The 16234-nt window shown below is 43.0% G+C and carries 10 protein-coding genes; 2 read left to right on the top strand and 8 right to left on the bottom strand.

The window, feature by feature from the left end:
• Nucleotides 1-81: 81 nt before the first annotated feature.
• Nucleotides 82-2916, top strand: a complete 2835-nt coding sequence (locus LXL81_RS02430) for a PQQ-dependent sugar dehydrogenase (RefSeq protein WP_234645112.1) — start codon at nucleotides 82-84, stop codon at nucleotides 2914-2916.
• Nucleotides 2917-2953: 37 nt separating this feature from the next.
• Nucleotides 2954-3886: a sugar phosphate isomerase/epimerase gene (locus LXL81_RS02425; protein ID WP_234645111.1), complete on the top strand. Its 933-nt coding sequence runs from the start codon at nucleotides 2954-2956 to the stop codon at nucleotides 3884-3886.
• 65 nt (nucleotides 3887-3951) lie between these two features.
• On the opposite strand, the gene LXL81_RS02420 is transcribed toward LXL81_RS02425, so the two are convergent.
• The 8 genes from LXL81_RS02420 to LXL81_RS02385 all read right to left on the bottom strand — a co-directional run bounded on the left by LXL81_RS02420 (nucleotide 3952) and on the right by LXL81_RS02385 (nucleotide 16165).
• Nucleotides 3952-4143, bottom strand: coding sequence for a hypothetical protein (locus tag LXL81_RS02420; RefSeq protein ID WP_234645110.1), 192 nt, complete (start codon nucleotides 4141-4143; stop codon nucleotides 3952-3954).
• Nucleotides 4144-4361: 218 nt separating this feature from the next.
• Nucleotides 4362-6098 (bottom strand): hypothetical protein, encoded by a 1737-nt coding sequence (locus tag LXL81_RS02415; RefSeq protein WP_234645109.1) that lies wholly within the window; start codon nucleotides 6096-6098, stop codon nucleotides 4362-4364.
• A gap of 109 nt (nucleotides 6099-6207) precedes the next feature.
• On the bottom strand, nucleotides 6208-7491 hold the full coding sequence (locus LXL81_RS02410; protein WP_234645108.1) for an IPT/TIG domain-containing protein: 1284 nt from the start codon (nucleotides 7489-7491) through the stop codon (nucleotides 6208-6210).
• Between the two features lie 18 nt (nucleotides 7492-7509).
• Nucleotides 7510-8670 (bottom strand): glycan-binding surface protein, encoded by a 1161-nt coding sequence (locus tag LXL81_RS02405; RefSeq protein ID WP_234645107.1) that lies wholly within the window; start codon nucleotides 8668-8670, stop codon nucleotides 7510-7512.
• 31 nt (nucleotides 8671-8701) lie between these two features.
• The gene (locus LXL81_RS02400; protein ID WP_234645106.1) at nucleotides 8702-10381 is read right to left on the bottom strand and encodes a RagB/SusD family nutrient uptake outer membrane protein; all 1680 of its coding nucleotides are present in this window, start codon (nucleotides 10379-10381) and stop codon (nucleotides 8702-8704) included.
• Nucleotides 10382-10393: 12 nt separating this feature from the next.
• On the bottom strand, nucleotides 10394-13999 hold the full coding sequence (locus LXL81_RS02395; protein WP_234645105.1) for a TonB-dependent receptor: 3606 nt from the start codon (nucleotides 13997-13999) through the stop codon (nucleotides 10394-10396).
• Between the two features lie 235 nt (nucleotides 14000-14234).
• Nucleotides 14235-15494, bottom strand: coding sequence for a FecR family protein (locus tag LXL81_RS02390; RefSeq protein ID WP_234645104.1), 1260 nt, complete (start codon nucleotides 15492-15494; stop codon nucleotides 14235-14237).
• 71 nt (nucleotides 15495-15565) lie between these two features.
• Nucleotides 15566-16165 carry an RNA polymerase sigma factor gene (locus tag LXL81_RS02385; RefSeq protein ID WP_234645103.1) on the bottom strand — a complete coding sequence of 200 codons (600 nt, stop codon included), beginning with the start codon at nucleotides 16163-16165 and terminating at the stop codon, nucleotides 15566-15568.
• Nucleotides 16166-16234: the final 69 nt, after the last annotated feature.

Below are 16234 nucleotides of genomic sequence, written 5' to 3'. Positions count from 1 at the left end.
TAAATATTCGGCACTTCTTCGCTTTTAACAAATTTTTCTTAAAATATTATTATATTTCAAAGTATTTATTAACCTAACTATATGACTGATCCATCCGCAGCTTATCCACGACTATTACAATTTTCTAAAACGGCATTTAAAGTTGTAACGCTGGCATTTCTCGCCTCTTTTACTACACAGGATAGTCCGCCAAAACCTGATGAAAGCAGATTTACACCCGTAGTCATCGCGGATAATCTGGACGAGCCCATGGTTTTTGAAGTGCTTAAAGACGGGTCCGCTTACATTATTGAAAGAAAAGGTGCTTTAAAAAAATATAACGCCGCCACAAAATCCACGGATCTGATCGCCACGATTCCCGTCAATACCAAATATACTGGCGCAGACGGGGTGGTAAAGGAAGCGGAAGAAGGTTTGATGGGTTTTACAATGGATCCTAATTATGAAAAAAATCACTGGATTTATTTGTATTACGCACACCCGACTGAGAAAAAGCATATTTTGACCCGTTGGGAAATAAAGGATGAACAGTTGGTAGAAAGTTCTAAAAAAGTGGTTCTGGAAGTGGAAACCCAACGTGAAGTCTGCTGCCATACCGGCGGCGGAATGACCTGGGACAAAGCAGGCAATCTTTTTCTTACTGTTGGAAACAATACCGGAAATCAAAAAGCGGCCCAAACCGACGAACGGGAAGGCAGAAGCAGCTGGGATGACCAGGGACATGCCGGAAACACAAACGATCTGAGAGGAAAAATCCTGAGAATCCATCCCGAAGCGGACGGAACTTATACCATTCCCGAAGGAAATCTTTATCCAAAAGGAACTGCCAAAACACGACCTGAAATTTATTCTATGGGTCATAGAAATCCGTGGAGAATATCGGTGGATAGTAAAACAAATTATGTTTACTGGGGCGAAGTCGGCCCGGATGCGAATGAAGATTCTGAGATCGGACCAAGAGGATATGATGAAATGAACCAGTCAAGGAAACCCGGCAATTTCGGCTGGCCCTGGTTTGTAGGCGATAATCAGGCTTTTCCGGTTTATGATTATGCCGCCAATAAACCTTTGGAGAAAAAAGATCCGATGCATATGGTGAATAATTCGCCTAATAATACCGGACTTAAAGATCTGCCGCCAACCGCACCAAACTTTATATATTATCCGTACGGTGTTTCTGAAAAATTCCCTCTGGTAGGTTCGGGATCAAGAAGTGCTACGGGCGGACCGGTTTATCACAAATCTGATTTTGTCAATCCAAAACGTCCATGGCCGGCTTATTATGAAAACAAATGGATCGCGGCCGATTTCTCACGGGGATGGATTATGGCCATCAGTATGAAAGAAAACGGAGATTATGATTCCATGGAACGCGTATTGCCTTCTTACCATCCGGTGCAGCCTATTGATATAAAATTTGGCCCGGACGGTGATTTGTATATTCTTGAATACGGAAGCAACTGGTTTAGAAAAAGCGACAATTCGCGCCTGATCCGGATTGAATACAATGGCGGAAACAGAAAACCGATCGTTCAGGTTTCTACTGATAAAAAAGGGGGAACGGTACCATTTAAAGCCAATCTGTCTTCGGAAGGAACAAAGGATTTTGACGGCGACGCGCTTAAATACAGCTGGAAAATAACAGGTACGGGCGTGGCACCAAGAACTTTCGCGACTGCAAATCCAACTGTTTCGTTTGACAAATCAGGCGTTTATACGGCAAGTCTGACGGTGACAGATTCCAAAGGTGCAAGTAACTCGCAATCCATAAAAATAGTTGCAGGAAATGAGCCACCGCAGGTTTCGATTAATCTTGCCGGAAACAAAACATTTTTCTTTGCCAATAAACCGGTCAAATATGCCGTCAATGTAAACGATAAAGAAGATGGCAGTCTGGATGATGGAAAAATCAAACCATCACAAGTCGCAGTCAGTATTGATTATACCGCGGAAGGATTTGATTATGCGGAAGTTACACAAAGCCAGCGCAGCGTGGATGCTTCGACACAATTTGCAGTTGCGCAGATTCTAATGAGCAAAAGTGATTGTAAAGTTTGTCATCAGCCCAATACAAAATCAGTCGGACCTTCCTTTGCTGATGTTTCCAATAAATATAAAGGCCAATCCGGCGCACTTGAACGACTTGTTAAAAAGGTTAAAGAAGGTGGTTCCGGAGTTTGGGGAGAAGTGGCAATGGCCGCGCACCCTGCCCTACCTGTCGCAGATGCCGAAGTCATCGTCAAATATATTTTGAATAGTACTGATAAAACGCTCAGCACACTTCCGGTGAAAGGGGAATATACGCCTGAAATCCCGAAAGGCGATGATGGGAAAGGTTCTGTTATAATCCGGGCGGCTTTTACAGATCGTGCGGTTTCAGGAGCAAAGGCAATTCCTGCCCAGACTTCTGAAGAAATGATCGTATTGCGTAGTCCGGAGATGAATGCAGCGGAAGCGCCCGTAGTAAAAGGCGCTGAACTTAAAGCATTGGGTGTTGCCGGGTTAGGTTTCAGTGTTGTGGCTTTTAATGATAGTTATCTTGGATTCAAACAAATTGATTTGTCTGGAATTGATAAACTGGAATTAAATGCTTCGGCACAAAAAAGAGAAGGCAGTGTGGGCGGAACAATTGAAGTCAGACTTGACTCTCCGACCGGCCCTGTTGTCGGAACAGAAAAAGTTGAAATAGCACCGGAAGTGGATATTGCAAAAGTGATGGCGGAAATGGAAAGTGAGAAAAAGAACGCCAAACCGGGTGAAGTGGTGAAACAACGAAATCCTTTTGCCAGACCACCCGTTAAAATCAAAATTAAGGATACGGAAGGCAAACATGATATCTATATTGTCTTTAAAAATGATGCTGCAAAAGCCATAGAACCTTTGTTATCCTTTTCAAAAATCACTTTTCAGCAATAACTGATTAACCGGACATTAACATTCTAATTTAATTTTTATGAATAACAGAAGAGATTTTCTAAAAAAAGCAGCCGCACTTACCGCAGGGAGCCTGGCAGTACCTTTTGTATCAAATGCCTCAGGATTGTCTGATTTATTTGCGGCAGAAAAGCCAGTGGGTATCCAGCTGTTTACCGTTTTTGAAAAAATGAATAATGACCCGAAAGCGACACTTGAAAAAATTGCTTCGATCGGATATAAAGAAATTGAATCTGCCTTCAGCACACGCGGTGGCTATTACGGATATAAGCCAAAAGAGTTTAAAAAACTGGTTGAAGATATGGGTATGAAATGGCGCGCACACCATGCATTGGGTGCTCCTTTCAAAATGCCAAAAGGTGGAAAAATGCCTTTGGGTGCTGATGGAAAACCAATAACAATCCCAACCATGATGAATCTTCGCGACAACTATCAGCAATTGGTTGACGATGCCGCAGAAGCAGAATTGAAATTTCTCGTATGTGCGAGTACGCCGGTAGGCACCATGGAAGAGGTAAAAAATTCTATTGAGGTATTTCAAAAAACGGGAGAAGCAAGTAAAAAAGCTGGAATTGGATTTGCCTATCACAACCACGCAACGGAATTCGATCCTGTGGAAGGTGGGAAAACGGCTTATGAACTTGTACTTTCCCAAACTGATAAGGACCTTGTAAAAATGGAACTGGACCTTGCCTGGGCAACAAAAGCGGGGAAAGATCCGGTAGCGTTATTCAAGGAACATCCCGGCCGTTTCCCATTATGGCATGTGAAGGATATCAAAAAAGATTTGCAGACTATTACCGAAGTTGGTACAGGCGTTGTGGAATTCCAGAGAATTTTTGAGTCGGCAAAAATTGCCGGTTTGCAATATTTTTTCGTAGAGTATGACCTCGCTCCTACTTTTGATACGGTTGATCTATGTTATAAAAACCTGAGAAAAGTAATCGGATAAGATCTGAAAAAAGCTTATCTTAAAAAAATGCCGTCTCAAATCATTTGGGATGGCATTTTTTATTATCAAATCTGAATCTTGTCCCTCTTTTTTTCATCTTTTCCGGCCAGATAAATAAATCCGTACAACAAAAATTCTCCCAAGGGAAAAATAAGTGCAGTCACAATAGCCAGGACGGAGCCAGCCATAATGGCCAGACCTTTTGAAAGAGGATATTGCGGTTCCGTTTGTTCCTTAATTATCGTTTTTTTGTCCATGGAACTATAACTAATAAGATTGTTTGTAACCTCAACTGAATTCGCATTTACAAGATAATAATAAAAATCTTATTTAAATCACTTTCACGTGAAGAAGGTAAGGAAGGCAAAGCTCGCAAAGTTTTACAAAATTAAAATCAATCTCAGCGTCCTCTGCCCTGCACTTAGCGATCTCTGCGTGAACTTTTAAAAAATAAAAATAGTGAATGACATTTAGCTTACTTCCCTACCACAACACTCACCATACCTCTTGCCGGAACCGTTACTCTTATACCATTTTTTGTCAAAGCTGATTTTGCTTTTAAGCTTGCGTAATCTGCCGGACCACCTGCAATCCCGCCCGGTGCAGAGCCATTGATAATAACTTTTCTCGAAAACTCGCCATTGTCAATACTGCCTTCCAGGTTGTACCAGTAAAAACGGTCGCCTTTTTTCAGATTTTCAAATTTCACCTCTACCGTTTGAGGAGATGGCGAAATATTAACAAGCGCAACATTTGCCTCCCCGGAAGAAAATGTAGAGGCGTAGGATTTGATAGCAGTATTGCCGGCCTGAACGGTGGATTTCACCAACCTGTCTCCCATATTTTTTTGAAGAAAATATAGATAATAAAATGAAGGTCTTGGTGTCCATTTGGCAACATTGGGCTCATTGCCGTCACTAAAAAGTCCGTGATCATCGCCTTCTGCCCAAAAATTCAATAAGTCCCAGCGAGCTGCCAGACCGTATTTATTAACAATTGATTCTCCAATAACAAGCGCAGCAAAAACTCCACTGACATTCGAAACCTGCTGTTTTGAACTTTTTGCCCACATATTCCACTCCGTCATCGCAATCGGTTTTGCGGCAGCTCCATTTGCAGCAATGGTCTGGCTCACATAATTCATCATTTTTGCAGGTTGGGAAAGCGCGGCACCTAATACCACAGCAGCTGTGGAATTCTCGTCATAGGGGGTGAAATAATTATGGACAATATAAAAATCGGGCTTGTCACCTGCTTCCGGAAGCATACCTTCATTCCATGTTTTGACGGTATTGGTCTGCCAGGATTCCGGTAAGGATTCATACATAACGGCACCAATACTGATTTTTGCACCTACTTCCACAGCCGCTTTTCGCATGGAATCGGCAAAAACTTTGAAGTGCAGCGCGTACAGTTTTCCAGTCAGAAATTCCGGCTGTCCGTCTTTATTTTTCGAAACGTCAATCCGGTATCCCCACTCCCAGTCGCCATAATTTTCATTGCCGATTTCCCAGTATTGCGTCCGTCCTTTGTCATAACGTACCCAATCGGCGGCAAGATGTGCGGCCGTTGCTACCGGATCAGCACTTGTCCCATAACGCGCATAACCATAGTTCATGGTCAACACGCCTTTGCTGTTACTTTGGCTTAACATATCATAATAATTATCCAGCGACGCGCGCCAGTTATCATTTGTTTTTCCAAAACCATAACCAGGTTCTTTTTTTATGTTATCCTTATCGGTAAGCATGGTTGGCGCATCGGCCGGTAAGCCGCCGGGTCTTGCATTCCAAAAATAAACATCGCTGCCACTGCCAGCCGGAAAACGGATAATATTGGGTTTCAGATTGGTAATATGGTTCATAAAAACCGGCTCTGTTACCATGGGCGTCATCCAGGTATTGGCATTGTGTCCAAAACTTGTCAGCGGAATTTTGGTAATGACTTCCGAAGCATCAACCGTGACGGTCACAGTTCCTGATACTGGTACGTCAGATTCCGTAAAAGCCGGGGTTTGAAAAGTTTTTGGCAGCCAGGTATCCAAAAACAATCCCATGGTTTTTGCAGTTTCCGGATCTTTCGCAGGCTTAATCTCCTGCTCTGTTGTTTCCGGATCACCAGAAATCACGTCTGTATTTTTACAGGAAAAAGTAACGAGCGTAATCCATATCATCAGAACGATATGGGAAGAATATTGCTTTGTAACCAGCATAATAGATTCAGTTTAAGCCAGCAATTAAAATTTGGTAAGGGCGTAGGAATAGTGTGAACAAAAGGTATCAATGATACCCTTTGTTCAATAATAGGAAGGTAAACGGTTATTATCTCAGACCAATATGATCCAGGTAAACCGAACCTGACCAGCCGGTTTCCTGGAACATTAATTCTGTAATCGTGGCAGGATTTCCAAGATCGGACTTACTAAGTTTATATTCCGTCCAGACGCCTTCTTTCAGGATGATCACAAAAGGACTTCCTGTGTTGGCCACCACGTTCAGTTTTTTCCCTTCTGTTCCAGGAAGACCAAATACGGAAAAAGTGATCTCGGAATAACTTGCCGTCGCAACACTTGCACCTGCAAATTTTAAAGCGCCCCATGCGCCTGTGAAAGTCAATTTAGCAGCATCGTTACCATCACGGACGTTGTCGGTACTGGCAAAATCCGCCGTACTTCCCCAGCCCCAGTTGGACCAGCCGTTCATGATGGCATCCTCATAAATAGCGTATTTCAAAGGCGCAAGATCAGGCAGGTCGCCCACGAATTTTAAAGCATCAGCGGATTCTATAGTGATGCCGGAATAAGCTACGAGTGTAACTATTCCTTTGTTGGCTGTTTTAGGGATTTTCAAAACCAGCTGCGTCGCGGTTTTTGACACAAATTCAGTAACCGGTGCTGTCAGACCTTTTAGTAAAACCCCTTGTACCAGGTCCAGATTTGTACCGGTAATGGTCAGCTCCTTTTCTCTTTCAGCCGGATTTGGCGCAATCGATTTCACCGTTGGCAAGGCAATTACCAGATCCTTTTCCGTTTCAATGGTCAACGGTTCGGTACCGCCTGCTGAAAAAATCAATGGCCCGGTCTGCGCTCCAAAAGGCACCGTTACGACCAATTCGTTCAAAGTTTGGCTGACGAACTGGATTACGGCCGTGTCTTTTGCAAAACGCACTTCTTTGATCCAGTTTAGATATTGACCTTTGATGGTAATATTTTCACCAGGACGCGCTGATTCCGGTACTGATTCAATTTTTACAGCAACCTCAAAACTTAAAATTGTTTTAGACACAATATCGCCAGCCGGAGTTTTCAAAGTAACCGTTCCTTCAGATGTCTCCGTGGGTACAACCAAAACGATCAGTTCTGAGGACTGCTTCACAAATGCAGAACTTGGCACGGTGGCATTTTTAAGTTCGATGGCCGTTACTTTATCAAGATTAGTACCAATAAAACTGATCTGCTCACCGGGTTTTACACCAGACGGACCAAAACTTAAAAGCTGAACTTCATCCGTGGCTGCAACATCGTTTTCCTTGCAGGCTGTAAAAACGCCCACAAACATTATCAAGCAGAGGATTGTGAAAAACCTCTTGTTAGTTATTTTTCTCATGTTGATATCAGGATAGGGCTATTTTTTAATTGTTTTTGGAACCACACGGAAATTGTCGAGCGAAATGTCGGCATCAAGATCTCCTCCTCCATGAAATAACAACCTGGTATAATAGCCAGCCGGACTTACCGCCATTTTCACACCTGCCGCTTCGTAACTTGCAGCAATCTGTTCAAAAGGTATAATCACTGTTCTCCACTCGCCTTTTGTGTCATACGGCGGAGCCCACTGGTAAGCATCAGTAACAAAATCCTTGCTCAATCCTACATTGATTTTCAACATGTTGTTATTATAAGGCTTCACAGTATTCACCTCAAATTTCAGGTTGTAATCGGCCGGTTTAAGAATGGCTTCATCCGGGACATTTTTGCTGATAGCGCCCATGGCATCCGGCGGGCCGCCTGCAACTTCTTTCCACGCCCATCCTGCGATAGCTTCCTTTACACGGATATAGTTTCCATTAATCGCTACCGGATCGCCTTCTGCTGGTTTGGTAACAACATATTTCTCATTCCACCAACCTGTAAAAGGATCGCTGCTCAGGAAAATATTGCGGTTGTCACGGAACCAGAAATCTGATTTTGTTTCACCAAAATTCGTAGCAACGGTAATCTGCCCTGGCGCAGCACCTGCCGGTACTCGTACCCTGATCGTTTTTGCTTCAACCGAAACAATCTCACCTTTAACACCACCTGCAAACGTAACGGTCAGAGGCTCATAAAAATAATCTCCGCTGATTGTAGCAACCTCACCCGCAGCAACGTATTCACAAGCCATACTGGCCAGAGACGGCTCACTGATCTGCACTTTAAAATCGTGTTCCAAAACCGCTCCGCCCGTAAATACGATCTTCATTTTGTTGGTAATATCCTTCGGAATAACGCTTGGAATACTGACCAGAATTGATTTACTGGTTACATAAGTTGGTGTCAAGGTAGCACGCTGGTCATTGAACCAGATTTCCGAAGCGTCCTGTAAATTCTCACCAACAATAGCAATTAAGGTTCCCTGAAAAGCGCCCACCAAAAGCGAGTCAGAAGATTCAGGTTTGGTAACACGCACATAGGTGATACTCGGAGCACCGCCATTTGGCAGATCATCTTCCGAACAGGAAATTGTAAAAACGGCCATTCCGCATAATATTGCGAACAGCACAGTGAATTGATATATAGTCTTCATTGAATGATTCATTTTGATACAAAAACAGAAATTATTTTTTGTAATAATCAACCGCCGGTTTTTGAAGATTAGGCGCCTGGCTCAACTCCGCCGAAGGAATCGGCAACAGGAAATTTCCGCTGTTCGCAATAATCGTCCGTTCGTTGGTTGCCCAGGATGTTTTGGTAAATGTCCACGATGTCGGATTTGGAAATTGATCCGGTGCCGTAAAGAAAAGTCCACGGTCCTGCGCATTCAGAATAGCATAAGCTTTGGCCGGGTTGTAATAATGCAAACTGACCAGATCGTACCACGCCATACCTTCCATCGCAAACTCGACAGTTCTTTCTTTGAAAATCGCATCAAAAGTTAAAGGATCTTCAACAGCAGGAAGGCCGGCACGTGTATGCACCTTGTTGAAATACGCAAGCGCGGTGGCATCGGTAGTAGAAGCATTATTACCCAAAACCGCCTCAGCATAAATCAGATACATTTCTGCAAGACGCATCATGTAGGTATCATTCCCATAATTTTGAGACGCAGCCAGCCCGCCAACATCCTTTGCCTTTCCGGTTACATACTTTTTAATTCCCAAAAAGTTATTATCAGTGCCTGTGAAAGGAAAAATCAGTTTTTGTTCCCCTCCCGGAATAGTCTGGGTGATCTCTGGATATGATGCACCGGGAAGCATGAAAGTTGCTTTTAATCTTTGGTCGAGCGTTCTTCCCTGCATGCCGGTAGCCGTGGTTTTGATACCGTCATATTGGCTGATCATCCACCAGGTTGCACTTTTATCGCCTCCCCAACCGTCTCCGTTGGCAATGTCAGAACTGTAAGCCAGGTAAGCAGGAGATGTATTTTGTGTACCGTATGCTCCCGGAGAATAAACCCATTGCAGCGAAAACAGAGATTCCGGATTGTTATCATAAGGAAAAAGAAAAAGATCCGAATAATTCTTCATCAACGAAGCACCGCTTTTTGTGATTACCCTTTCCGCATAATATTTTGCACTATCCAAAAACATCTGACTTCTTTGTCCGGATCCGTTTGATTCCACACCAGAACGGTTCAGATAAAAACGGGCAAGCATACCTTCTGCCGACCACTTTGTTACGCGTCCGGGACGGATCGGCGTTTCAGGCAGATCGTTGGCAGCACTACGCATTTCACTTGTTATGAATTTCCATACACTTTCAGGCGTATTTCTGGTCACGGTGGTATCCGACAAAAGTTTCAGATTGTCTTCAATAACCGGAACGGCTCCCCAGTTCATCACCAAAAAACGATATGCAAGGGCCCGGATAAAACGTGCTTCGGCAATAGCCATTTTTTTAACAGTCGGTGAAACGGCTGTTCCTGCAAACTGATTGATATTATTGATTGCAAGGTTTGACTGACCAACGACGATGAAAAAAGATCTCCATGCAGAACCATTTTCAGGTGTGTTTCCTGTTGTATTGAAAAGTACATTTCCCCGGTCATTGTAAGCAGAATACGCAGTTCCCGCCCGAAAATCGCCAAGATTGTATGATGCTTTGTCGTTATAGTCAAACCATACCTTGCTATACAGAAGCGCAGTTGACGCTAACACCTGGTCGTCGGTTTGATAAAAACTGGCATCCACGATAGAATCCGTCGGAGGTCTTTCCAGAAAATCTTCCTTACAGGCCGATAAAATAAAAACCGGGATCAATACCGCAATCCAGTAGTATATATGTTTAATCGCTTTCATGTTTTTCAAAAATTAGAAGTCTAAGCCCAAACTAAAAGTATAAACCGGAGTGAGCGGATAGCGGCCATAATCAAGACCTATCGCCTGGTTACCAGGACTTGCATCTCTGGACACATAAGCTCCAACTTCCGGATCAAAGCCGGTATATTTGGTGAACGTCAAAACATTTTGTGCACCAAAACTCACTCTGGCTCCTCTTACAATTTTTTGTTTTGACAAAAATGCAGCAGGAACATTGTAAGTCAGCGATACGTTTTTCAGACGAATGAACGAGCCATCTTCTACCCACTTATCCGTATGACGGGTAAAGTTTCCATTCGGGCCGTTTGAAATCCTGGCCACATCGGTTCCCGGATTTGCCAATACCACTTCACCCGATTCATTGGTAATCGGTTTTGCATAATCCATCGCATGCACCAGAAGATTCCGGCTCAAATTGATATTACTTGCATTGGTATTAAGCTTGCCTAGATAATTGTAAATGTCATTTCCATAGGTACTTGTAAACAACAGACTCAAATCAAAACCCTTGTAAGAGAATGTGTTAGTCAATCCTGCGAACATTTTCGGCCATGGATTACCAATGGAAGTCAAATCATTTTCATCAATTTTTCCATCGCCGTTCAGGTCTTTAAATTTGACATCACCCACCCAGATATTGTCTACATTGGTTGGCAGGCGATTTCCGTTGTTATCAACAGGCACCGCACTGGCATCAATTTCGGCAACCGACTGGAATAAGCCTTCTTCCTGATATCCTCTGAAAAGCCAGGGTGCCTTACCCACTTCCGAACGCTGCGTCCAATCCTGCAACCACCATGAAGTACGGTCTACAAAAGCACTTTCAGAATAGAAAGATTTGATTTTTGTTTTAAAACTTGAAACATTAAAACTGGTTTCCCATTTAAAACCGCCTTTATTAATGTTAGTAGTATTGATTGTAAAGCCAAAACCTTTGTTTTGTAATGCACCAATATTTACCGTTGGTGAACCTACCGCACCAGTTCCGTTTGTTCCCATATACCAGGGAAGCGGTTTTTCCATCAAAAGGTTATCTGTATTTTTGATATAATAATCCAGCTCAAACTGAATCCTGTTATCAAGCAAACCTACATTGATACCAAAGTTATTCGTTTTGGTCTCTTCCCATTTAAGTCCAGGATTGCTGTATTTTGTAGGTAGAAATCCTGTTGACGTTGGTGTTGCACCTGTTCCCATCGGAGAATAAATGCCTCCGCTTCCGCCCTGGTTTCCTGTAATTCCCGTTTCAAATCTCAATTTCAACTCACTGATGGCCGGAACGTGGAAAAAAGCTTCCTGCGAAACTCTCCATGCCGCAGAAACCGATGGGAAAAAGCCCCATTTATTATCCTTTCCAAAATTGGCAGAACCATCACGGCGGACCGTTCCCATCACGATATACTTATCGGCATAATTATAATTCAGCCTTCCCAGATACGACTCCATGGCCCAGTTGCCCGAACCACCCGAATTACTAGAAGTAAGCGCATCACCCGCTGCAAGGTCATAAATGTCGTTGGTAAGAAAGCCAGTCCTTGTAGCACCAACATTTTTCCAGTCCGATTCCTGCGCTTCATGGCTTACCATAACATTGATATTATGCTTGCCAAAGGACTTTACGTATTCCAAAAGCTGATTCCAGTTCCAGTAGGTATTAACGCCGTTTACGTTGGTAAGGGAAGCCGCAACATTTTTCGCCCAGCCGATTGAATAAGTCGGGATGTAATAGGTTGAATTTGAATAACCAACATTGGTATTGAAAGAAGACCTGAAATTAAGTCCTTTTGCAATTTCAATCCCAAGATTCAAGCCTCCTAAAAACTGTCTTCTCAACAATTTATTCGTGGTCAGGTTTGCGATGGCGATCGGGTTAACAGGCGCAAACTGATTTGCACCATTGTTCAGATCACCTCCGCCCCAGGATCCATCCAGGTTTTTCACCGGCACCTGCGGTGTCAGCTGCAAAGCACTGGCAATCACATTTTCCTGGCTTGTTGTCAGGTTATCATTGGTTTGGTTAAAGCTCAAATTCGCTCCCAAAGACGCCCATTTTCTTGGTTTGTTATCAAGATTAAGACGAAAACCATAACGGTTGAAACCTGAACCCAGCGCAACACCATCCTGTTTCAGATATTCTCCCGATAAATAATAAGTCGTTTTATCATTTCCACCACTCAAACTCAACTGATGTTTGTTCATAGGAGCACTTTTGAAAAGCTCCTTTTGCCAATCTGTTCCTGTTCCAAGCAAGGAAGGATCCAGAAATTCTGTGGGTGTGTTTCCACCGGCAAGCAGATGGTATTCACCCACCATCTGCGCATATTGCTGCAAATTCATAACGCCAAGCGGCTCAGGTGCAGTTTGTAAGCTATACTGGTAACCGTAGGAAATTTTGGTATCACCCGATTTTCCACGTTTTGTCGTAACGATCAAAACCCCGTTGGTTGCCCGGGAACCGTAAATCGCCGTAGCGGAAGGACCTTGCAATACTTCAATGGATTCAATGTCAGCAGGGTTTAATCCAGCCAGTGGATTTGAAGAACTTTGCGACCCAAAAGAAACAGACTGGCCGGGAATCTGCACACCATCAACAACGTAAAGCGGCTCATTGCTGCCACTAATGGAGTTTACACCGCGAATATTCACAGAAATACCACCGCCAGGCTGACCTGAATTTTGTGTTACATACACGCCCGCCGCTCTTCCCTGAATGGCCTGTTCAATGGTCGTATTCACCGTTCTCCCGATATCTTTCGCTGAAACCGAAGTTTGCGCAGTAGTAAGATCAGCCTTTTTCATCTGGCCATAACCTACTACAACCACTTCTTCCAGCGCTTTTGTATCAACCAGAAGCGTAACATCTAAAACGCTTTTATTGCCAACCGGTACTTCTTTCGGCAAATATCCAACGAAAGAAAATATCAAAACCGAGCTGGTACCCGGAACTGAAAGCGAAAATCTACCATCGGCAGACGTCGTTGTTCCTTGTGGCAAACCTTTGATCACGATACTTACACCCGGAAGCGGCTCACCTTTTTCGTCGGTCACTTTACCGGAAACATCAACGGCCGTCAATAGATATCCCGACACTTTATTTGTTAATAAACTGGTTGGACCAATATCACTTTTTGCTAGCGAAGCAGGCGGCAAACTGCTTTGTGCGTTGACAGGAACATTATTTACTGCTGTCGGTTTTCTTTTTTTAACAACAATCGTTTTGTCGATAATAGAATAACTGAGCGGCTGGTTTTCAAATACGCGATCCAGAACAGATTTCAGCTCTTCTCCATTAACCCGGATATTTACGGGTAATGTATTTTTCAACAAGCGGTTGTTATACAGGAAATTATATCCTGTTTGCTTTCTTATTTCATTAAATACTTTTTCCAGACCGCTATTATTTTCGTTCAGTCTAACGGTCTGTGAATATACGCCCGCGCTGACCTGCATAAATGCTATCAGAAAAAGCAAAGCGGTGAGCTTCATAATTCGTCCTATTTTGAGTTTTGAGCCGCCAGGAAGCACACTCACTTCTGAGCAGACGCGACCTGGAATTATGCGGGCAAACCCGCATTGATAAAGTAAAGCATATTTCATACTTTTACATTGTTGAGGTTAATGGTACATGTTTCGTGTTTCGCAATAAATACCGGGCTGGATTTTAACCTGAATCTTTCCGCTGTACTTTTTTCCTGCCAGGGAATCAAGTGTGGCTGATTCCACTTCGGACTCCACTCCGAAGTGTTTTTTTTGGTCATCCTGCAAACTTCCGTCAGCTGTCGTCCATTTTTATGTTGGTTTAAATTTTTGAATTGTAGTTGTTACCTGTTAATTATTCCAAAGCACTCACCTCCACCTTTTTGTCTTTTACATTAAATTTCACTCCGCCGCCTTCTTCCAGTATATTCAGAACACTTGAAATGGCTACCTTTTTGGACACATAACCTGTAAACTGATCCTGCGGAAGCGGCCCACTGTATACAACATCCAGATCATACCAGCGTGAAAGCTGGCGCATCACTTCCTGGATATTGGTATCCTTAAATTTGAAATAACCTTTCTGCCAGGCCACTGCGCTTTCTGTATCCACTTTTTCGACAGCAATTTCGGCCTGTTTCGGTTTTACGATGGATTGTTCGCCTGGTTTCAATTTCACCGCTTCCAAAGAAATCTTTCCGTCTGCAATCGTAGAAACCTTCACACTTCCTTCCAGCAAGGTTGTTTTCACAACAGACTCATCACGGTAAGAATTGACATTAAAATGTGTTCCGATCACTTCGATAATCTGGTTATTGGAAACCACCCGAAAAGGAACTCGCTTGTTATTCTGACTGACTTTGGCCACTTCAAAATACACCTCTCCGGTAATTTCAACTTTTCTTTCATCCGTACTGAAAACCGCCGGAAACCGGATAGACGACAGAGAATTAAGCCAGACTTTTGTACCATCCGAAAGACTGATCTGGTACTGACCTGCTTTGGGTGTGGTGATCTGATTGTAGATACCGGATTTATCAGGAACGCCATCACGATCTTCCAATTGTTTTCCATAAACCAACTGGCCGTCGGTTACTTTATTGATGTTGATACCAGACTGGCTTGCGATTTGTCCATCACCCGCTTCGTTCAAATTGATAACAGATCCATCCGCAAGGGTCAGCATGGCTTTATTTCCGCCCGGAGCCGCATCGGTTGAAAGTGTCTGACCGGCAATATTTTTTGTAGGTTTTGATTTTCGGAGCATGGTATAATAACTTCCGATTCCTATCAGAACCAATACTGCCGCGACAGCAAACCGGCGGAAATACCACCAAAGACTTACAACGTTGGCTTTGTGATCATTTTCATAATCTAAAACCCGTTCATCTTCGATTTGATCGATACGGGCTTCAATTTTTCCGATCAGATCAGAATAAATATCCGGATTTGCAGGCTCTGCATTATTTTTTAAAAGCAGCTGATAGCGGTCCATCACATTCCTCGCTTCAACAGGGGAAATAGAATTAAACCAACGCAGAAAGGCCTGATGCTCTTCTTCGGTATGGCGGTTTTCCGCATACTTTTCAAGAAAGGGGTAGTAATTTTCTTCCATATAGTGAGAAGACGGATTGGCTTGTTAAAAGAACCCCTCACTATTAAAATTATTTTTACTTTTTTTTGAACTTATTGAATACCAGACAGGAAATACATGAAAATTACCATATCTGTTGTCATTTCACCATGTTTACGGAGATAGTCTTTCACAAAACTCGTAGCTGCATAAAGCTGTTTTTTGACAACCGACTTAGAGATTGAAAGCTTCTCGGCAATCTCGTCCAGCGATAATTCTTCTTTTGTTTTAAGCTCAAAAATCTGTTTTCTTTTTTCAGGAAGCTGACTTATAGCATCTTGTGCAAGCTGAAAGTATTGACCGTAGATAATTTCTGAATCCGTCTGATCTGTGCTTTCCTCAGAAAACGGGCCCGTCAGATTTCGGTACCTGTTTTCCGTTTGCTCCCTGCGCAGATGATCCATCAGGAGATTTTTTGCCGTTTTAAAAATATAGGGCTGAAATGATTGTACATACAAAAGACCTTCTTTTTTCTCCCAGATCTTCACAAAAACATCCTGAACAATTTCTTCGCTAAGCTCCCTTGATCTTGTAAAAAGAAAAATATACCGGATTAATGAAGAAAGATGACAAGTATATAAACTTGCAAAAGCCTCCCTATCGCCGCTTGCGCAGCGCTCCAAAAGCCCTCTCTCTTCTGTAAATTCGGTCATGGGTTGATTAGCCGTCAAAATATCTTCATGCATTGGTATATAAAATCATTAAGCTGGCAATCAGGAGTT

The sequence above is a fragment of the Dyadobacter sp. CY356 genome (assembly GCF_021440195.1).
In the GTDB taxonomy this organism is placed as follows: domain Bacteria; phylum Bacteroidota; class Bacteroidia; order Cytophagales; family Spirosomataceae; genus Dyadobacter.
The sequence above is the reverse complement of the archived record's forward strand: the minus strand, read 5'-3'. Positions and strand labels throughout refer to the sequence as shown.

What these genes read in the sequence shown, in the direction of transcription:
- LXL81_RS02405 (WP_234645107.1), bottom strand. Translation starts at nt 8,670, where the DNA reads ATGAAGACTATATATCAATTCACTGTGCTGTTCGCAATATTATGCGGA.
- LXL81_RS02425 (WP_234645111.1), top strand. Translation starts at nt 2,954, where the DNA reads ATGAATAACAGAAGAGATTTTCTAAAAAAAGCAGCCGCACTTACCGCA.
- LXL81_RS02430 (WP_234645112.1), top strand. Translation starts at nt 82, where the DNA reads ATGACTGATCCATCCGCAGCTTATCCACGACTATTACAATTTTCTAAA.
- LXL81_RS02395 (WP_234645105.1), bottom strand. Translation starts at nt 13,999, where the DNA reads ATGAAATATGCTTTACTTTATCAATGCGGGTTTGCCCGCATAATTCCA.
- LXL81_RS02390 (WP_234645104.1), bottom strand. Translation starts at nt 15,494, where the DNA reads ATGGAAGAAAATTACTACCCCTTTCTTGAAAAGTATGCGGAAAACCGC.
- LXL81_RS02410 (WP_234645108.1), bottom strand. Translation starts at nt 7,491, where the DNA reads ATGAGAAAAATAACTAACAAGAGGTTTTTCACAATCCTCTGCTTGATA.
- LXL81_RS02415 (WP_234645109.1), bottom strand. Translation starts at nt 6,098, where the DNA reads ATGCTGGTTACAAAGCAATATTCTTCCCATATCGTTCTGATGATATGG.
- LXL81_RS02385 (WP_234645103.1), bottom strand. Translation starts at nt 16,165, where the DNA reads ATGACCGAATTTACAGAAGAGAGAGGGCTTTTGGAGCGCTGCGCAAGC.
- LXL81_RS02420 (WP_234645110.1), bottom strand. Translation starts at nt 4,143, where the DNA reads ATGGACAAAAAAACGATAATTAAGGAACAAACGGAACCGCAATATCCT.
- LXL81_RS02400 (WP_234645106.1), bottom strand. Translation starts at nt 10,381, where the DNA reads ATGAAAGCGATTAAACATATATACTACTGGATTGCGGTATTGATCCCG.